Here is a 19,373-nt window from a genome sequence, read left to right as displayed (position 1 = left end):
GGGGAGCAGGGGAGCAGGGGAGCAGGGGAGCAGGGGAGGCAGGGGAGCAGGGGAGCAGGGGAGCAGGGGAGCAGAGGAGTAGGGGAAGAAATTACTTCCTTGTCTTCCTCATCCCTCTTATCGTTTGCAAATCTCAAAGGACAACACTATCGTTTTCAATGCAATGAATCGCTACTGCTAGATGACCCGGAGACAATTTGGCTAGTAAAATCTGGTTACTTGGCGCTATTTGCGATCGCAGTTAATGATGGCATTCCCGAAGGCACTCGTCGCTATTTATTTAGTAGCACAGCCGGACAGGCGATGTTTGCGATCGCACCAAGTTTAAAGGGTAAGCAGCAAGAGGTTTTAGCAGTGTCACTTGAGGAGACAGAAATTCTCAAAGTATCGAAAGCAGACTTTAACCAGTTGTTTGCTGACGCTAATAGAGAAGTAGTAACTCTGATAGAACGCTGGATTTATCAATTAGGTTCGGTACTTGCTGGGATCGCTACGCCAACGATACCAACATCGCTGCCAAAAATCCGCCAGTTCTCTTTAGTCGAAGACCAAATCTTCCAGCCGCATCAAATATCGTGGGTGCAAATTCTTCAAGGGCGGGCTAGATGGATGGGGTTTGCAGAATTGCCGTTAACTTCTGCCTCTGGAATGTTGCCTTTGGCTGAAAATATCTGGTTACAAGCAGATAACACTGTGGAGTTGAAAAGTGTTAACACCGCAGACATAGAAGATATCGATTCCTTGTTAGGTGGTTTGTCCCAACTACAAACCTACTCCCTTCACTGCATTAATCTGCTGCAACGCCAGGAGATGGATGCAGAATTACTGAGATTTCAAGCCAGGGAACGTCTTGAGAGCCAAGTGATGCAAGAGACGTTAGCAGAATTAGCATCTGTATTGCCACAGCCAAAGTCAGACAGACTAAATAATATAGGATTCAGTAGTAATCTTGATGCAACTGACCCAAATCAAGCCTTACTAATTGCTGCTGGTGCTGTAGGACGAGCATTAGGAATTAAGATTCGTCCGCCAGCTGCCTCAGAAGATTCTAATCGAGTCCAAGATCCTGTAGAAGCGATCGCTCGTGCTTCGCGTATCCGCTTGCGACGAATTCAGTTGCGGGAGAACTGGTGGCAAAAGGATTGCGGGCCGATGTTAGCATTTACACTTGCCGATAAACTGCCAGTGGCACTATTACCAGTGTCTGATACACATTACAAACTCTACGTTCCTGGAGAACAAACGCCTATCTCTGTTGATGCCAACATAGCAGCAGCCCTAGCTAAGACTGCCTACGCATTCTATCGACCTTTACCTGATAAAAAACTGAAAACTTTTGATTTACTTCAGTTTGCCCTCCAAGGACATTACAAAGAACTAATTATAGTTTTAGTAATGGGAATTACCATCAGTCTGTTAGGAATGCTGACACCTCAAGCTACGGCTATCCTAATCGACAAAGCAATCCCAGATGCCGATCGAGGCTTGTTGAGCCAAATTGCTGTTGCTTTGGTGGCTGCTGCCTTTGGCGGAACGCTGTTTCAACTAGCCCTTGGGTTTGCCACCATTAGGCTGGAAACTTTTGCCGATTCCTCCACCCAAGCCGCAGTCTGGGATCGATTGTTAAACTTGAAGGTTTCCTTTTTTCGCTCTTACTCAGTTGGTGACTTGGATTCTAGAGTCACGGCTATTACTCAAATTCGCCAGCGACTGGGTAACACAGTCTTAAAAACAATCTTCTCCAGTTTGTTTTCCTTATTGAATCTGGGATTGTTATTTTACTACAATGTTTCCTTAGCTCTCATAGCTTGTGCAGTGGCACTGGTAAATATTGCCGTCACTATCATCTCTGGTAGTCTTATTGTCCGTAAAGTTCGCCCATTACTAGAGCTACAAGGACAAATCTTTGGCGTAATGGTGCAGTTAATTAATGGAGTTGCCAAACTCCGAATCGCCAAAGCTGAAACCCGCGCCTTTGCTTACTGGGGTAAACAGTATACGCATCAACTAAAATTAATGCTGAGTACCCAAGGCATTGAAGATAGCCTCGCGGTAATCAATCAAGTATTACCTGTGTTAACCACTGCTGCCCTCTTCTGGTTTGCTACTAGCTTAATTGGGCAATCCCAAACTCCTGGAGGAGGTGGTTTATCCACTGGCACTTTCTTAGCATTCAATGTTGCTTTTGGCACGTTTATTAACGGAGCCACTAGCTTAAGCAGCACAGTTGTGGAAGTTTTGCAAGTTTTACCCTTGTGGCAACGGGCGCAACCAATTTTGCAAGCTGAACCGGAAATTAGTTCTGCTCAAGCAGATCCGGGTAGGTTATCGGGCAAATTAGTTGTAGATCGGGTAACTTTCCGCTATCGCGATGATGGCCCCTTGACGCTGGATAATGTCAATATTCGTGCTGAACCAGGAGAATTTATTGCCATTGTTGGGCCTTCTGGCAGCGGCAAATCAACTTTATTGAGATTACTTTTGGGGTTTGAATTTGCCAAATCTGGCACGATTTACTACGACGGGCAAGACTTAACTTCATTGGATGTCCATGCTGTACGCCGTCAATTGGGTGTGGTACTGCAAAATAGTCGGTTGATGTCAGCCTCTATTTTCGAGAATATTGCCAGTGGTGCCTTGGTGACGATGGACGAAGCTTGGGCAGCAGCCCAGATGGCAGGTTTTGCAGATGATCTTGCAGCAATGCCGATGCAGATGCATACAATCGTCAGTGAGGGAGGTAGTAATCTTTCTGGTGGACAACGACAACGGTTGTTGATTGCTAGGGCGTTGGTGTTGAAACCCCGGATTTTGCTATTCGATGAAGCGACTAGCGCTTTAGATAACAGAACCCAGGCAATTGTCAGTGAAAGTTTACAACAATTAAAGGTAACTAGGGTTGCGATCGCTCATCGCCTCAGTACTATTCAAAACGCTGACCGAATTTACGTACTTGCAAATGGCAAAGTAGTGCAGCAAGGTAGTTTTGTTGAACTAGGAAATCAATCAGGGCTATTTGCACAACTGATGATGCAACAGTTGCTTTAATATCATGTCCGCTTGATTGCTTATTAAACCCGAAGAACCCCACCCCGCCAAAGCTGTGCTTTGTCTCCCCTCCCCGCAGGCGGGGAGGGGCTGGGGGTGGGGTTCTTTTATGATGAGTAATTTGGCGGACTTGATATAACTGTGTATTGGGAAGATAGTAAATAACTGAATTAACTTCGCTCCTATTTAAGCTTGCTCTCGTAATTTTTTTGAGTAATTTATTCTTTGCAAATCTCCTACTCTGGTAAAAAATGCTGAAACTATTAAGATTAGAAGCATCTGCCTACTGAATATTCACTAATTTTTCCCAGCCATGCCTCTGTCACGCCTAGTAACGCTGATTGTCGGTCTGATCGTCATTTTGGGGCTAGCCCTATGGCTTATTGATTCCCTGTCACGCCTCTATTGGCAATTATCCTATTCGCCGTTGCTAGGCAATTTACTGCTGTTGCTGCTGATTCTCCTGATTGGAGCCTTGGTTGCCGCTTTTGTTTATTATGTATTGGTGATTAGATCGGGAGAAAAGCGATCGCGTCGCAATCCGAAGCGAGCGACTGCGGCCCAAATTCCTGCTGCTAAATCTGATGCTGCTTCTACAACTCTCCAGGCTGTACGGCAACAGGTAGCGCAAATTCAAGATGAAGTCACACGCCAAGCTTTATTAAGTCGATCGCGAGAGATTGAAGCCAATCTCGCACGGGGTGAAATTCAAGTAGTGGTATTTGGTACGGGGAGTGCTGGTAAAACTTCCCTGGTAAATGCGATTATGGGACGCATGGTCGGTCAAGTAGATGCACCGATGGGTACAACTCAGGTTGGAGAAACCTATTGTCTGCGGTTGAAGGGATTAGAACGCAAGATTTTAATTACAGATACGCCAGGGATTTTAGAAGCAGGAGTGGCGGGAACGGAACGCGAACAAATGGCGCGAGAACTGGCGACAGAAGCAGATTTACTGTTGTTTGTGGTAGATAATGACTTACGACGTTCAGAATATGAGCCGTTGCGAGGGTTGGCAGAAATTGGGAAGCGATCGCTCCTAGTTCTCAACAAAACTGATTTATATACAGATGAAGATAAAGAATCCATCCTTGCGAGATTGCGTCAACGGGTACGGGGATTTATTGCTACTAATGATGTGGTAGCGATCGCTGCTAATCCCCAACCTGCACAACTCGAAACTGGCGAAACCTTCCAGCCGGAACCGGATATTGTTCCTTTGCTGCGGCGCACGGCTGCTGTTTTACGAGCTGAGGGTGAAGATTTAGTAGCAGATAATATTCTTTTGCAATCTCTGCGATTGGGAGACGAAGCGCGAAAACTCATTGATGGGCAGCGTCGCCGTCAAGCTGACAAAATCGTAGAACGGTTTCAATGGATTGGTGCTGGTGTGGTATCAGTCACGCCAATACCAGTTGTAGATTTATTAGCCACAGCCGCAGTCAACGCTCAAATGGTTGTGGAAATTGGTAGAGTGTATGGCTGTGAATTGAATATGGAACGGGGACGAGAATTAGCTCTTTCTTTAGCGAAAACCATCGCTAGTTTAGGCATTGTCAAAGGAGCAATTCAATTATTATCTACAGCCTTGCAACTCAATGTTGCCACCTTTATTATTGGTAGAGCAATTCAAGGCGTGACAGCAGCTTATTTAACGCGAATTGCCGGTAAAAGTTTCATTGAATATTTTCGTCATGACCAAGATTGGGGTGATGGTGGAATGACAGAAGTTGTACAGCGACAGTTTCAAATTAATCGCCGAGATGAATTTATTAAAGCTTTTATTCAGGAAGCGATCGCACGGGTAGTGAAGCCATTACAAGATAAATCTGAGGTGGTTGAACATGATGAAGAAGTCAATAGTTAAATATTATTAGTTTTATGACCATAAGCGATATCATCTGTGTGTAGTGTTATACGCTTACTAGAAATCAGGAGTGCAATGAAGCTTCAGCAACTAGTAATTGTCAGTGCAGTATTTGTTTTGGCGGCTGTGCCAAAAATTACGTTTGCAGATGAAGTGTGGAATAGCGGCTATGGCAGGGTGGTCTATCAAAGCGATCGCGGTAAAACTGCTATATGGACTTATCCAGGAGGAACTATCTTCATTGAAGGGCTAGCTGGAGTAACGAGCAATCGTGGAATTTATCATGGCTATTGGGTTGGTAACTCCAATGTCAAATGTGATACGTCACGAGAAGATGGGTCAGGCAAGTTGAGCAACACCTGGGGACGATTTTCAATCCGCTTTCTGGTTCCTAATTTTCCCATGCCCTGGGAAGCAAGATGGAGCTATTGCGAGGGCGAACCTACTTTCTCTTGGAACGGAACCCCGCCAAAGCAAGCTTCAGTTCAACGTTAAAGTTTATTGACTTTTGTGGCTAAAATTCCCCAAACCTGACTGCAACCATTTGAGTTGATGACTGATATCATGTTCGCCTAATTAGTTATAATTCTTGCATCTGTGCAAAAACCAAAAAACCCTATTTCCCCCTGCCCCCTGCTCCCCTGCGTTCTTAATGATAAGTCTTTCACCGGACATGATATCATACGTCATCGTGCAGGTTTCGACGCTTGCTTGGCGTATTCTTCTATCAGGAGAGCATAGTCTTCGTAATTGGGCAGGGTCTCGAAACTATGAACCGCAGAGGTCATCGCCCATAGCAGCTTTTCCCTCGTCCAAGTTTCAATGAAAGGCGTGAACCATGACGCATCGTCCAGCATCGTCGCACGAAGGTTGACGAACTCATCTATTCCTTCCGGGTGAGTAAACATCCAACTCATGCAGTGCGGGCAGAAGTAATGGCGGGTCGCGCCGTGCAAACCGCCAATGGTCGGCTGACCTTTCAGTATTGAGAACCCAACGCTTGGAATCGCAACGCTTAAAGAAAAAGCGCTAGCGGTCATTCGCTGACAACCCGTGCAGTGGCAAGCCATCGTCAGCAGAGGCGGGGCACTTACCTGAAACCGTATCTGTCCGCAACGGCATCCACCTTCCCAGGGTAAATTCCAGTCGTTCACGATCTGCCGCCTCCGTTCGCTATTCATGTTCCATTCATAATTAACAATAATATTTCATGGATTATCTGCAAATACAAAAAAGGGAAGAGAAAGCAATATGCAATTGAATAGTGTTATCGCAAATCGTGTCCAACATTGGGGAGTATTTTGCAGCAAATCGACGCGCGATTTTTTGGTGCTTGTTAGGCAACCCCATAGGCAGAAAACAACTAATTCTTTAGATAGAAGCCTCTGGTAAATATCAGTTTTAGCATGAAATAATTATTCTAATTAATTTTCGGAAAACAATAGTGGGTAGCGCATTAGAGCTTAATTACTGGGCTTTTGAATCATGGCTAGGCTGTATTTTAATTATTTGTGCAAGCAGGGCAATCTGTTTGTCATAAAACTTAGGAGATGATGAAAATGACAATTAATCATGGGATCTTATCGCAACTAGGTGATGGTGATAGTTATTCAGTAGCAGGCGATGTAACCACCTTTAAAGCTACGAGCGAACAAACTGATGGCAAGTATGCACTGTTTGAAGTAGTACTTGCACCCCAACTAGGCCCGCCGCCACATATTCATAGTCGAGAAGATGAAGCATTCTACATTCTTGAAGGTTCGATTGAGTTTTATCTTGATGAACAAACAGTTGTAGCAACTCCCGGAACCTTTTTACATTCTCCTAAAGGTCAACTCCATAGTTTTAAAAATATTGGTTCTGCTCCAGCTAAAATGCTGATTTTGGCTACTCCAGGTGGAATAGAAAAGTTTTTTGCACAAGTCGGAACTAAAGTAGAGAATTCATCAGTTCCACCGTTACCTATAACTCAAGAATTGATTGACAAAATATTAGCAACTGCTCCAAAATATGGAATTACAATTGTTCTTCCTGAAACTGATAATTCTCCATAAAAATCAAACTTTAAACCCGAAAAAATTTCGGGTTTAAGGATTATTTAGTTAATCTGATACTCGGTATAATTTATATCAAGGTGAGGCATCAACCCCCCTTGTTTCATTACACTACCACAAACTTCGGACTATCCAACGCTGGCTCATACTTGAATGGCACGCTTGAATAACTTTAAGCTATGGTGAATAAGGCTATAGCTTTTAATGACCATCAAGCAGTAATGGTATGGGTCAGAGTTGGCTTATAGATCGCTCATATAAGTACTGAGTTCACTCAGTATCTAAGCAGGCTGACCCGATATCACCAAAAAGCGATCGCGATATACTGAATATAAATTGTTGAAAGGAAATAGACCTAATGACCTATCCTGATAATCAGAGTCTGCCAGACAATCAACCGTATAAAATTTACGAATTTAAAAAAAATAATCAAGAAAAAATACCTGGTTATTTAGTAGTTAGTACTGCGAAACTGAACGTTGAGACAGAAGAAGACAATTCTCATAGATATTTCTCATCAGTTGCGAATAAAAAGTTTTTTAATATCAATGATGGAAAAGCTGAACCTTCAGCCCAAGAAATGATTGAGAAAATTTCTAAAAGTTTGCAATCAAGCCCCGACCCAGAAATAATTATAAATATTCATGGATATAGTTCTACACCATCGGATACAGAGACGGGGTGTAAAAAGATTTATGAATATGTTAATACGCATATTGAACAACCAAATAAGTATATTTTTATCGGATATAGATGGCCATCAGAAAATCCTATAAAAACGGATGAATCTGGTTCCTTTAGACAAAAGCTAATCAACGCACTTTCTTCTCTACCAACTTTACTAGCTATTAATTTAGCTTTAGGACTAACAATTAGTATATGCTCTGCCATAGCTTTATTATTCCTAAATATTTTGAGTAATAGTGCTGTCCACTTTTTCACAGCAATGTTAATTTTATCTGGTATTGTATCTTCAATTATCTTTACATTAATTATTCTCAGGATATCTACTTATTTTCGTGATATTTACAGAGCAAGTAATTATGGAACTACAGATTTAGTTGAATTGATCAGACAGTTAGATTACACAGCAAAACTTTCCCCAAATAAGCGTATTAAATTATCTTTTATTAGTCATAGTATGGGGTGTTTTGTAGTAACAGATGTGATTCGGATTCTCTCTGATGTTTTTGATGTTAAATCTATTAATAAAAAACCGAATTCGGATATTGGCAATGTATTTCGATTAGGCAGACTTGTGCTAGTTGCACCTGATATTCCTGTAGAAAGTATCTTGCCAGGACGTGCTAATTTTCTTCGTTCTTCTTTACGTCGTTGTGAAGAAGCTTATATATTTTGTAATGAAGGCGACCTAGCATTACGATTTACCTCTACTGCCGCAAATTATTTTAGTTTCCCAGCGCGAACTCGTATTAGTGGGTACAGGCTTGGTAATATAACAGTTAAACATTTCAACAATAAAAATGATTCAGTGGGTCATACACCCAGATATGGAGTTGTTAATTTACACAAACAAGACTATGGCAAAGGTTACAGACTTGATAATCCTTATAAATATTTAGAAATTCGTTCTTCTAGTAGCGAACATAGAAAACTTGAAGAGATAACTGAAATGTCAGAAAACTTGGTACAACCCGCAGATTTATTTACATATTTTGACTGTACAGATTATAAAGATGACCGGATGAAGCAGATCGGAATAGTTAGTTCTGCCATCCAAAAGCCAGCGATAAATTTTGGGAATTATATTTTCCTCACCTTGGCATTTATTCGGAAGTCTTTTAAGAATACAGATCCTCAAGGTGTTGATACCCACACGGGCTATTTTGAAGGTGCTTTTACTCAAAAAGCTATTTATGAATTAGCTTTTTTAGGATTTCAAGGATTTTTGCAATCTTTGTCAATTGAAGGAGGCGAGTCCGAGCAAATTAGCGTTTTTTCTCAAAAATGCCACGAAAAGCAAATTCAAGTGATTCTTGCGCCGCAAATATATCAACAAAAGACTCAAGATTAGACAAGAAATTGCTAAGTCAAGGGGAAAAAGTAAGTAGGTCGGTGTAAATAATTATTGGGATAAGGCAGGGGGCAGGGGGAGAAAGAGTTTGAGGCTTATTTACTTTCCTTCACACAGTTTGGTTTTATTGCACCGACTTACTTAAAAGTTAAGAAAAATTGTAGGTTGGGTGAAGCAAAGCGCAACCCAACAAAGGCATTTTGTTTGCGAAGTATTTTTTTCCTAAAAAAATGTTTTTTATACGCAAAAATACTTAAAAAAAATTAACTTATATTTTAGTGTCAAAATTCTGGTTATTTATTTCTAAAGTATTCCGGAAACAGGAGGGAATGTCAGAAAAACTAGATAAAAGGACTTACTGAGTAACCAGGTCATGACCCACCACATAATCGGTAAATTACTACAAGGGCGTTACCAAGTTGTCCAAAGCCTCGGTGCAGGGGTGTTTGGACAAACATACATTGCTGTAGATGTAGATTATCCAGAGAATCCCAAATGCGTTATTAAGCAGATTAAAGTTAGCAGTTCCGAATCTGGCTATTTGGAGATGTTGAGGTTACTGTTTCTGACTGAAACCCAAACCCTCAAGCTTCTAGGAAGCCATGACCAAATTCCTGAATTTATCGCCTGTTTTGAAGAAAACGAGCGATTTTATATAGTGCAAGAGTGTATTGAAGGACATGCGCTGACTGCGGAATTGCCCATCGATAGCCAATGGGGCTGTCTGTGGAGTGAGAGCGAAGTTGTAAAATTTTTAATAGATGTCTTAGGTATTCTAGAATTTGTTCACTCTCAAGGCGTTATCCATTGCGATATCAAGCCGGAAAACTTGATTAGACGTACTGTTGATAACAAGTTAGTTATGATTGACTTTGGCTCAATCCAGTCGATCGATTTTGGCATAGGTGCAGAATTGCCCATTTATAGAATTCCCGTCACTTCATTGGGATACATACCGCCAGAACAATTTATTGGTCAGACACAGCCCAACAGTGATATTTATGCTTTGGGTATGATTGCTATCCAGGCTTTAACAGGGCTAGAACCACTACAATTAAAAACCGATCCTTCTACTAATGAAATTTTTTGGCGTTCTCAAAACACGCCAGTTAACGATTATTTAGCTGCTGTTCTCAGCCAAATGATCCGCTACAATTACCAAGACCGCTTTCAGTCTGCGGGTGAAGTGTTGCGGGTACTCAAACAAATAATCTGGGAACCTCAGCCATCAGAAACATTAGAGGAAGATTCTCAATTTTCCTTAGAAGTAGCAAAAAATCCTGCGTCTGGGAAATTATCCCCATTATTCACAGGAATGAAAGTAGGGCTGGCAGCTAATTCTTTAGTGATGGGATTTGGTGTATATTCTTTAGTTAATACTGCACCTGCATATTCAGAAACAGATACTTTATATAAAGCCACAAAAGAATATCAAGCAGGGGATTTGGAAGAAGCGATCGCACTCGCTAAATCAATCCCTTCTCACAGCAATGTTTATCCAGAAGCGCAAGCTACAATTGAAGAATGGCAAGAGCAATGGCAAGTAGCTGCACAGCAATACGAAATAGCACAACTAGCTTTTCAAGAGAGCAGATGGTCAGATGTTCTTCGTGCTGCTGCGAAAGTTCCTAAAATTTTTTATTGGCAATCTAAAACAGATAAAATAGTTCAGAAAGCATCTGTCAACATTGAAATACAGACGCAAGATTTATTAGCAAAAGCTTACGAAAAAGCTGCTGACAAAGATTTTTCTGCCGCCTTACAATATCTGCGTCAAATTCCTCAAGAAAGTCGTGCAGGTGCTTTAGTTCAAGACAAGTTAGCTGAATATAATCGAAAACGGCAGATCAGAGCAGCCTACTTTTTACAGAAAGCCTATAAAAAAGCATCTATTGGTGATTTCGATCGAGCTGTAAAATTTCTCCGAAATATTCCCAACGATACTTTAGTTTATGCTCAAGCTCAAGCCAAATTGAATGAGTATACCCAAAAACAACGCGTGGTAGCTGACTATCAAAAGATAGCTTCTGCAAAAAGAACAAATTTATTTGTTCCGAAAAAGTCAGTTACTAAAATTGAATCTCTTCAAGAAGTAAATTACTTGCAAGAGGTTAATATTCGGTAGGTTTGGTAATTCGTAATTCGTAATTCGTAATTCGTAATTTTTAACACTTTGTACGTCCGCGTAGTATGTCGTTGCAAACAGACACTGCACTTAGCTTGCTTTCCCGTAGAGGTACGATGAGATAAGGGAATAAGGGAAATAACCCATGCCCAATGCCCTCTAGTTTTTACCAAGGAACCACACCGTTTTCATCAAAAAATCCTCCGCTAGAACCATCATCTGGTAAAGTAGCGAGTTTTACTGCTGCGATCGCACCCTGTTCAACAGTGCGATACCCTTGATATTGATTAATGTCAGTTGCTGTAAAACCAGGATCGGCAGCATTGATTTTAATTGGGGTATCTTTAAGTTCGGCAGCCAATAAAACTGTGATTGCATTCACTGCTGTTTTGGATGAGTTATAAGCAAGAAACTTAAAATCAGCGAATTCGTAATTGGGATCGGAGTTCAGAGTCAGAGAACCTAAACCACTTGATAAATTCACTATTCGCCCTGCTTTTGATTTCTTTAAAAATGGCAACAACGCTTTTGTAACTGCAAACACTCCAAATACATTCGTTTCATAAGTATGTCGTAGTGTTTCAATATCAACTTGGCTAGGTGGAAGGCGATCGCCATCACTTACTATTCCAGCATTGTTCACGAGAATATCAAGTTTTCCAAATTCGCTCTCGATTTGTTTAGCCGCAGAGTCGATTGTTTTTTGGTCGCTCACATCAAGTTGAATTGTTTGGGCATCGATCTGGCTAAGACGAAGTTTATTCGCCGCTTCTTCACCACGTCCTATATCTCTTGAACCAACAAGAACAGTAGCACCTCTAGAACCTAATTGGCGGGCAATCTCATATCCAATACCTTTGTTTGCACCTGTAATCAGCGCAACTTTGCCTTTTAAATCTTCTGACATATTGCTTCTCTATTTTGCTCGGCACTGACAACTTTTACTATCTTTGAGCAAGTTTAGTGTATAAGTAGTGTGTATCAACACAATATTTGAGATTTAGTAATCCTACACAAGTAGCGATCGCCTGTCATATTTGCACCAGTACTAATTCACACCTCAGATAGCTGTTGAGAAAATATTTGCAGCTTAAAGTAGCAATTGACTCAAAAATTCTTGCAGAAGGTAGATATGCAAACCAAACAGCTTGGCAATTCAGAGCTTAACATTACCCCAATCGGCTTTGGTGCTTGGGCGATTGGTGGCGGTGAATGGGCTTTTGGCTGGGGAGAGCAAGATGACCAAGAATCGATCGCGGCGATCGATCGCGCTCTTGACCTCGGCGTTAATTGGATTGACACAGCAGCTATTTATGGTTTAGGGCATTCTGAAGAGGTTGTTGCTAAGGCGCTCAAAGGTCGATCTAGTCGCCCTTACATTTTCACGAAATGCTCAATGATCTGGGATGAAAAAGGCGAAATTGGTCGCAGTCTAAAAGCGGATTCTTTGCGGCGGGAGGTTGAAGCCAGTCTGCGCCGACTAGACATTGAAACCATCGACCTTTACCAAATCCACTGGCCCAACCCTGACTCAGAAATCGAAGAAGGCTGGACAACTTTGGCCAAGCTCAAGGATGAGGGTAAGGTTCGCTATATCGGAGTTTCTAATTTCAATGTCGAACAGTTGAAACGTATCCAAGAGATTGCACCAGTTACGTCATTGCAACCGCCTTATTCGCTGGTGAAGCCGGATGTCGAAAAGGAGATTCTGCCTTTTTGTAAGGAAAATAACATAGGTGTGATTGTTTATTCACCTATGCAATCTGGTTTGCTTACAGGAAAGATGACACCTGAGCGAGTTGCTAATTTCCCAGATAATGATTGGCGCAAAAACAGTAATGAATTTCAGGAGCCACGTCTATCTCGTAACCTGAAGCTAGTCGAAGTGTTGCAACACATTGGTAAACAACACGATCGCTCTCCAGGTGAAGTAGCGATCGCTTGGACTTTAAATAATCCGGCGGTGACTGCGGCGATCGTTGGCGGACGCAATCCCAAGCAGGTAGAAGGAATCATTGGTGCTGGAGAATTTCGCCTCAATCAGCAGGAACTAAATGATATTGATACTTTCCTGCGCGAGAATCCATAAAATCTCTGCTGGAAAACCTGATAAACCCCACGACTTTAGCCGGGGGTTTATTCATACTTTTATTTTGTTGCTACGCCGATAATATGAGGACTAACAATTGGCAATTGCGCATCAAATCGCTCATAATTGATGCTACTAAAACCAGCCTTTCCTAATGCTATCCAAATTTCTTTATCTGGATGACAACCATCACCTATTGCTTTCCCAATTGGACTAATTGTGTTTTGTACTTGTCGCAATAAACTTCCTTGAGGTGCGGCGACACGTTCAATAAATAAGAAGCGTCCGCCTGGTTTAAGTACTCTTAAAATTGCCTGCAATGTATAATCTATATTCGGCACAGAGCATAAAAATAATGTACTAACAACAGTATCGATGCTGTTATCTTCGGCATCTAACCATTCGGCATTACCAATGCGGAGGTCGATATTTAAACCCAGTTTTTCTGCTTGTTTTTGAAGAGAAGAATGCCTATGTGAATTTGGCTCGATTCCTATCCAATGGATATCTTTAGGATAATAGGGTAAGTTAGCGCCTATTCTGGGGCCAATTTCTAAAACTTTACCTTGGAGATTAGCAAACATAGAACGTTGGCGATCGCTGACAATTTGATCATATTTGCTACTACTTGAAGCCATCATCCAGGCAAAAAAATGTTTACCAAGGTTTGCAAAAATATTATTTTTTGAATCTCCAATAATTTGGTTTACAGTCATTATCTACTTCCTAATTTTTGAGCCGAGAAATTGGGGTGCTAAACAATCATTTGATAGCCTCAAGGTACAATACTTGGTGTTTGTTGTACCTCACCCATTAGACTCACCTGATAGGATGAATTTAATTAACGTATTACGCGTAGCACAGGAACCGTAAGATATCACAGAAAGAACAAAAGGATAGAGGCGTTTATATATACGATGATCGGCGATCGCCTGAGAAAATCTAATATAACTGCGGATGTTATAATCCAAAGTGGGTTTTGCAAAACAGCGTTTATTGAACTCCAATCGCTCTCATGAAGTACGAGATACCAAATTGGCAGCGGTAGTAACTTAAATTATACGACGAATAGTGACAGAGAAATTAACTCAAAACAATTGTTTCATCCAAGAAAAACTATGAGCTTTAAACTTCAAGCTTTGCAACTTCCGACTCTCCAAAAAAAATCCGAAGGGCCAATTGTAACTGCTTGGCAGAAATTTCTTTTAGATTATGACTTCCCTATTGCTGCCGTTGATGGGGATTTTGGGAATATTACAGCCCAAGCAACTCGTGATTATCAGACTAGTAATGCTTTAACAGTAACGGAAATTGTCGATACTGCTACTTATAAAAAAGCGCTAGAGCAAGGTTTTGCAATTTATTTTGCTATCTACACCGATGCCGGGAATAAATTCTTAACCTATCTTAACTTTGGAGTAAATGAGGTCAAAGATTTACAAAAAAGTTTAACAGCGATCGGTCGCTTGAATCCACCGTTAGTAGCTGATGGAGACTTTGGCCCCAACAGTACAAAAGGACTAGCCGAAACTTATAAAATCAGAGACGTCAATTTTCGAGCCGAGTTAGCTCAACAGATTTCTAATACAACAAAAACCAAGCTTGGCATTGATTTGGAGTTGGCTTTAGACAACATAACTGAATATGCCAAAAGATTAAGACAACGACTGAGTGGAAAAGCCTGGGTTAATTTTTTCCCAGACAGCGACTCAATTGATGATTTAGCTTCTCCCTTCCGTCAAAAAGTACAAGCTTTTGAGCAAGCCTTAAAAAATGCCGGAGCAAATATCGATATATCTTCAGTATTTCGCCCTTCAGAACGAGCTTATTTAATGCACTATGCTTTTCGTATTAGTAATAATGAAATTGCTGCTAAAGATGTTCCACCGATGCCTAATGTAGATATTAATTGGCTACATTACACCAATGCTGGTTCTGTCCAAGCTGCTAAAGAAATGGTGTCTGCTTATAATATTGCTTTTCGACCTGTTCTTACCTCTCGTCATACCCAAAGATTAGCAATTGATTGGGAAATTACTTGGTCAGGAACCTTAAATATCAAAAACGCTAGTGGAATTACAGTTAGTATTAATCAGCCACGAACGAGTTATGAAAATTCTATTTTATGGCAAGTTGGCCGTTCTTACGGTGTGATTAAATTATCTAGCGATCGCCCCCACTGGTCGCATGATGGACATTAATGGCTAGAGGAACCGCATATATGGAGAACGCAGTTCCAAAGTTCAGAGTAGAATGACTTGATAAAAATTCCAGATTGGAACAACGAAAACTCCACAAAGGGTTCAAAATAACTCTTTGTGGGGGATTTCTATTTGCATCTCCCAATCTCTGCATATTTTTTGAGTACGGTAAACCGTATTTGCTCGTTAGTTCCCAAAGATTAATTAAATTGTTAAGTTTAGTTACATAAATAAGTAAAAAAATACTGCAAACATTGCTAAATGGGAGAAATTATGAGAAACAATAGTATACTTGAAGACCCAGACAAGCCGAACAACTTTGCCTTATCGTTAGCGAGTCTTCTCCCAAAGAGATGTAAGGGCTAACGAGCATCATGAGCCTTACAGCCCATCGTAGACATTGCTCAGATGCGAATATACCAGCATTTTTGACCAGTCTTTAATCAAGTTTCTCAAAGCGTTAAGGAAAATGAGAAACAGAGGAGAATGGGTAAAACCAATGCCCAATGCCCTATGCCCAATGCCCCATACACAATTTTCAAGTTAGTTTCATTATTTCAGGATTGGTAACATTTATGGGAATTAAAGAACAGCCTAAGTCACCTCGGTTTCGGATCGTTGCTAATATATTACTGGCAGTATCAGGGCTATTCTTGCTCTTAAATTTATTTTTGCCTAATTTATTTGCTTCTGGCCCGACTGGTGTTCCTTACAGCTTGTTTATTCATCAAGTACAGGAAGGGGAAGTCAACCGCGTTTCCGTTGGTCAAAACCAGATCCTCTACCAAATAAAAACAGAAAATGCCGAGCCGGGTCAGGTGTTTGCAACTACACCCATCTTTGATTTGGAGTTACCCAAACTCTTAGAAGAAAAGGGAGTTGAGTTTGCTGCTACACCGCCACCCAAAAATACTTGGTTTACAACCCTGTTAAGTTGGGTGATTCCACCACTGATTTTTATTGGGATTTGGCAGTTCTTTCTTGCACGTGGTGCTGGTGGCGGTGGCCCTCAAGGTGCCCTTTCCATTGGTAAGAGCAAAGCTAAGGTTTACGTTGAAGGCGAATCCGCTAAAATCACCTTTGCAGATGTGGCTGGGGTAGAAGAAGCAAAAACTGAGTTAGTGGAAATTGTAGATTTCCTCAAAACTCCGGCACGGTTTACGCAAATTGGCGCTAGGATTCCCAAAGGTGTGTTGTTGGTTGGGCCTCCAGGTACTGGTAAAACACTTTTAGCGAAAGCCGTAGCAGGAGAAGCAGGAGTTCCATTCTTCAGCATCTCTGGTTCCGAGTTTGTCGAATTGTTTGTCGGTGTAGGTTCTTCCAGAGTGCGGGATTTGTTTGAACAGGCTAAAAAACAAGCTCCCTGTATTGTATTCATTGATGAATTGGATGCGATCGGTAAGTCTCGTAGCAGTAACGGTTTCTACGGTGGTAACGATGAGCGCGAACAAACCCTCAACCAATTACTAACTGAAATGGATGGGTTTGCAGCTGGGGATGCAACGGTGATTGTACTAGCAGCGACCAACCGTCCCGAAACTCTAGACCCTGCATTGCTGCGTCCAGGTCGCTTTGACCGCCAAGTGTTGGTAGACCGTCCCGATTTATCTGGTCGTGAAGCAATTCTCAAGATTCACGCTCAAAAGGTCAAATTAGGAGATGATGTAGATTTAAAAGCGATCGCTACTCGTACCCCTGGTTTTGCTGGCGCAGATTTGGCAAACTTGGTGAACGAAGCCGCATTATTGGCAGCGCGCAATCTGCGTGAAAAGGTTGCTCAAGAAGATTTTGCCGAAGCAATTGAGCGGGTAGTTGCCGGTTTAGAGAAGAAGAGTCGCGTGATGAACGAGACTGAGAAAAAGATTGTTGCATACCATGAAGTTGGTCACGCAATGGTCGGGGCGCTCACAACCGGAAACGGTCGTGTAGAAAAGATTTCGATTATTCCTCGTGGGATGGCAGCTTTGGGCTACACTCTGCAATTACCAACTGAAGACCGCTTTTTGATGAATGAAGATGAACTGCGGGGTCAGATTGCAACTCTGTTAGGTGGACGTTCCGCCGAAGAGGTTGTGTTTAACAGTATTACCACAGGTGCTTCCAACGATTTGCAACGAGCAACTGACTTGGCAGAACGGATGGTAACAGCTTATGGTATGAGCAAAGTCTTAGGGCCATTAGCTTATCAACAAGGACAACAAGCAGCATTTTTGGGTAATGGTGCGCCGAATCCTCGCAGATTGGTAAGTGAAGATACAGCGAAAGCGATTGATATCGAAGTCAAGGAAATCGTGGAAACAGCCCACGAGCAAGCCCTAGAGATTCTCAGACAGAATCGAGACTTGCTAGAAGCAATCGCTACTCAACTATTGGAAACAGAGGTCATTGAAGGCGAAAAACTGCACGATTTATTGAGTCAAGTTAAACCCGTAGCTAATTTGTAATTCGTAATGGGCTTTGTCTTGCTACGCTAACGTAATTCCTAAACAGAGGTACGCAGAGAATAACTTTGCGTACCTTTGCGTTAAACCTCTGCGTTCCTTTGCGTTTCAGAAATGCCACTTATCGCAATACAAATACCAGCTAACAAAAATGCTAATCCACCCCCAACAGCACCAAAAAAAGGTGTTATTACTTGCAGTTGGGGAAATATAACGCCAAACAAACTCATCGCTAAAGCAAACCCACCAAAATATATCCCAATTCCTAATCCCGCCCATCGCTGGGGTACTTGCCCTAAAGCAAAAGGAATTGCCCCGTTGACAATTAAACTAAAGCTCGCAACGATCAACACAATTATTGGAATTTGTGCGCCCAGAGATATCATTATCAATAACGAAGGGATGATTGCACAGATCCCACAAAGCATTGCTTGACTATTACCAATTTTAACGGCGAAGATTCCTGCTGGTATGCTGGCAATTGCGATCGCTATTCCAATCCAAACCATTTGCATATCAATATTATCAGTATTCAGTTGGGTCTTGAGTACTTTACCCAAGACATCCATGAGAAATCGGATACCCCAGGCGACACCAAAACCAGTTCCTAAAATCAAAGCCAATTTCTCTAAGGGCAACTTTACTGTTTCTGCTTGGTGTCTATCCACTGGTACTTCTGGGGGATTGACTAAGCGAAATACGGCTGCCGCCCCCAGCATCACAAAAGAACCGATCGCAAAGGTATAAACTGGGCCTAAACTCAGAATAAACTTGTAGCTTATTGGTTTAAAAGCTCCAATCACACCGCCTGTTAAAGTGACAAAACTTGCTGTTAAAGGTAACTGGGCTGGTTTTGAATACATCCCCAATAGGCACATAGCTGGAGAGCGAAATATTGTCATTGCCAATGCCCAGGCTACCAATACTATAGGTAAAAGCGATCGGATCACGGTAGTAGGCGGGATCAAACTTACAACGCATGGTATGGCAATAAACAAAGCCGATGCAATAATCATACCTACTGAAATAAAAGGAAACCGAGTTCCTACCCAGCGTCTAGCTTGGTCTGAAAGTCCACCCATCACTGGTTCCAGCACCGCACCCAAAGCATTTTCGACTAGCACCAAACCAACTGCCAGTGAAGCAGGAAAACTAAACTGAGTCAAAAGTTGCGGTAAATAGATATTATAAATTAACCACGAGAGGGTAATTGCTCCCTGCACAGCTGCCAACACCCAAACTTGCACCCATAAAATATTCAGATGAGATTTCGAAGTAGTCAAGTCGCTTCGCTCCAATTAAAAATTAAAAATTATTAATTAAAAATTTCAAGACGCTCTCTACGAGACGCTGCGCCTAGCTTGCTTCTTTGCAGGAGTACGTGGCCTCGCTAACACTACGCTATCTATAATTGTTAGCTCTGTACCAAAATTAATTAATTAAAAATAGAATAATTTTTAATTTTTAACTTTTAATTTTTAATTCCAAAAAGGTCATCAGCAGATGGGAAGTG

Annotated in this window: 13 protein-coding genes; 9 read left to right on the top strand and 4 right to left on the bottom strand. The window is 41.7% G+C overall.

Going from position 1 to position 19,373, the window contains the following annotated elements; all coding sequences use genetic code 11:
* Positions 1–99 precede the first annotated feature (99 nt).
* From RMY64_RS07800 to RMY64_RS07790, 3 genes are all read left to right on the top strand, one after another.
* Positions 100–3,048, top strand: coding sequence for an NHLP bacteriocin export ABC transporter permease/ATPase subunit (locus RMY64_RS07800; protein ID WP_322699793.1), 2,949 nt, complete (start codon positions 100–102; stop codon positions 3,046–3,048).
* 313 nt (positions 3,049–3,361) lie between these two features.
* Positions 3,362–4,915 carry a GTP-binding protein gene (locus RMY64_RS07795; protein ID WP_322688282.1) on the top strand — a complete coding sequence of 518 codons (1,554 nt, stop codon included), beginning with the start codon at positions 3,362–3,364 and terminating at the stop codon, positions 4,913–4,915.
* A 75-nt stretch (positions 4,916–4,990) separates the two neighbouring features.
* Positions 4,991–5,410: a hypothetical protein gene (locus tag RMY64_RS07790; protein WP_322699759.1), complete on the top strand. Its 420-nt coding sequence runs from the start codon at positions 4,991–4,993 to the stop codon at positions 5,408–5,410.
* Between the two features lie 191 nt (positions 5,411–5,601).
* Here RMY64_RS07790 and RMY64_RS07785 read toward each other — a convergent pair whose 3' ends face one another.
* The gene (locus tag RMY64_RS07785) at positions 5,602–5,985 is read right to left on the bottom strand and encodes a GFA family protein (protein WP_322699792.1); all 384 of its coding nucleotides are present in this window, start codon (positions 5,983–5,985) and stop codon (positions 5,602–5,604) included.
* 489 nt (positions 5,986–6,474) lie between these two features.
* Here RMY64_RS07785 and RMY64_RS07780 point away from each other — a divergent pair, with 489 nt between their 5' ends.
* The 3 genes from RMY64_RS07780 (at position 6,475) to RMY64_RS07770 (ending at position 11,129) form a co-directional block, all read left to right on the top strand.
* Positions 6,475–6,969, top strand: coding sequence for a quercetin 2,3-dioxygenase (locus RMY64_RS07780; protein WP_322699758.1), 495 nt, complete (start codon positions 6,475–6,477; stop codon positions 6,967–6,969).
* 358 nt (positions 6,970–7,327) lie between these two features.
* Positions 7,328–9,004 carry an alpha/beta hydrolase gene (locus RMY64_RS07775; RefSeq protein WP_322699757.1) on the top strand — a complete coding sequence of 559 codons (1,677 nt, stop codon included), beginning with the start codon at positions 7,328–7,330 and terminating at the stop codon, positions 9,002–9,004.
* Positions 9,005–9,377: 373 nt separating this feature from the next.
* Entirely contained in the window at positions 9,378–11,129 is a 1,752-nt protein-coding gene (locus RMY64_RS07770) for a protein kinase domain-containing protein (protein WP_322699756.1), read from the top strand.
* A gap of 166 nt (positions 11,130–11,295) precedes the next feature.
* On the opposite strand, the gene RMY64_RS07765 is transcribed toward RMY64_RS07770, so the two are convergent.
* Entirely contained in the window at positions 11,296–12,036 is a 741-nt protein-coding gene (locus tag RMY64_RS07765; protein WP_322699755.1) for an SDR family oxidoreductase, read from the bottom strand.
* Positions 12,037–12,261: 225 nt separating this feature from the next.
* Between RMY64_RS07765 and RMY64_RS07760 the strand changes: the two genes are divergently transcribed.
* Positions 12,262–13,218: an aldo/keto reductase gene (locus RMY64_RS07760; protein ID WP_322699754.1), complete on the top strand. Its 957-nt coding sequence runs from the start codon at positions 12,262–12,264 to the stop codon at positions 13,216–13,218.
* Positions 13,219–13,277: 59 nt separating this feature from the next.
* Here the strand turns inward: RMY64_RS07760 and RMY64_RS07755 are convergent, their stop codons facing one another.
* Positions 13,278–13,934 carry a class I SAM-dependent methyltransferase gene (locus RMY64_RS07755; RefSeq protein WP_322699753.1) on the bottom strand — a complete coding sequence of 219 codons (657 nt, stop codon included), beginning with the start codon at positions 13,932–13,934 and terminating at the stop codon, positions 13,278–13,280.
* 402 nt (positions 13,935–14,336) lie between these two features.
* Between RMY64_RS07755 and RMY64_RS07750 the strand changes: the two genes are divergently transcribed.
* Both RMY64_RS07750 and ftsH4 read left to right on the top strand, forming a co-directional pair.
* Positions 14,337–15,419 (top strand): peptidoglycan-binding protein, encoded by a 1,083-nt coding sequence (locus RMY64_RS07750; RefSeq protein ID WP_322699752.1) that lies wholly within the window; start codon positions 14,337–14,339, stop codon positions 15,417–15,419.
* Between the two features lie 575 nt (positions 15,420–15,994).
* Positions 15,995–17,863 carry an ATP-dependent zinc metalloprotease FtsH4 gene (gene ftsH4 / locus RMY64_RS07745; RefSeq protein ID WP_322699751.1) on the top strand — a complete coding sequence of 623 codons (1,869 nt, stop codon included), beginning with the start codon at positions 15,995–15,997 and terminating at the stop codon, positions 17,861–17,863.
* 80 nt (positions 17,864–17,943) lie between these two features.
* On the opposite strand, the gene RMY64_RS07740 is transcribed toward ftsH4, so the two are convergent.
* Positions 17,944–19,143 carry an MFS transporter gene (locus RMY64_RS07740; protein WP_322699750.1) on the bottom strand — a complete coding sequence of 400 codons (1,200 nt, stop codon included), beginning with the start codon at positions 19,141–19,143 and terminating at the stop codon, positions 17,944–17,946.
* Between the last annotated feature and the right edge of the window lie 230 nt (positions 19,144–19,373).

Origin of the sequence: Nostoc sp. DedQUE08 (genome assembly GCF_034530895.1) — a bacterium.
GTDB lineage: Bacteria > Cyanobacteriota > Cyanobacteriia > Cyanobacteriales > Nostocaceae > Nostoc.
This window is presented reverse-complemented; position numbering and strand designations above follow the sequence as displayed.

Excerpts from the sequence above, each read along its gene's own strand:
- RMY64_RS07795 (WP_322688282.1), top strand. The coding sequence starts at position 3,362 with ATGCCTCTGTCACGCCTAGTAACGCTGATTGTCGGTCTGATCGTCATT.
- RMY64_RS07790 (WP_322699759.1), top strand. The coding sequence starts at position 4,991 with ATGAAGCTTCAGCAACTAGTAATTGTCAGTGCAGTATTTGTTTTGGCG.
- RMY64_RS07785 (WP_322699792.1), bottom strand. The coding sequence starts at position 5,985 with ATGGCTTGCCACTGCACGGGTTGTCAGCGAATGACCGCTAGCGCTTTT.
- RMY64_RS07780 (WP_322699758.1), top strand. The coding sequence starts at position 6,475 with ATGACAATTAATCATGGGATCTTATCGCAACTAGGTGATGGTGATAGT.
- RMY64_RS07775 (WP_322699757.1), top strand. The coding sequence starts at position 7,328 with ATGACCTATCCTGATAATCAGAGTCTGCCAGACAATCAACCGTATAAA.
- RMY64_RS07770 (WP_322699756.1), top strand. The coding sequence starts at position 9,378 with ATGACCCACCACATAATCGGTAAATTACTACAAGGGCGTTACCAAGTT.
- RMY64_RS07765 (WP_322699755.1), bottom strand. The coding sequence starts at position 12,036 with ATGTCAGAAGATTTAAAAGGCAAAGTTGCGCTGATTACAGGTGCAAAC.
- RMY64_RS07760 (WP_322699754.1), top strand. The coding sequence starts at position 12,262 with ATGCAAACCAAACAGCTTGGCAATTCAGAGCTTAACATTACCCCAATC.
- RMY64_RS07755 (WP_322699753.1), bottom strand. The coding sequence starts at position 13,934 with ATGACTGTAAACCAAATTATTGGAGATTCAAAAAATAATATTTTTGCA.
- RMY64_RS07750 (WP_322699752.1), top strand. The coding sequence starts at position 14,337 with ATGAGCTTTAAACTTCAAGCTTTGCAACTTCCGACTCTCCAAAAAAAA.
- ftsH4 (WP_322699751.1), top strand. The coding sequence starts at position 15,995 with ATGGGAATTAAAGAACAGCCTAAGTCACCTCGGTTTCGGATCGTTGCT.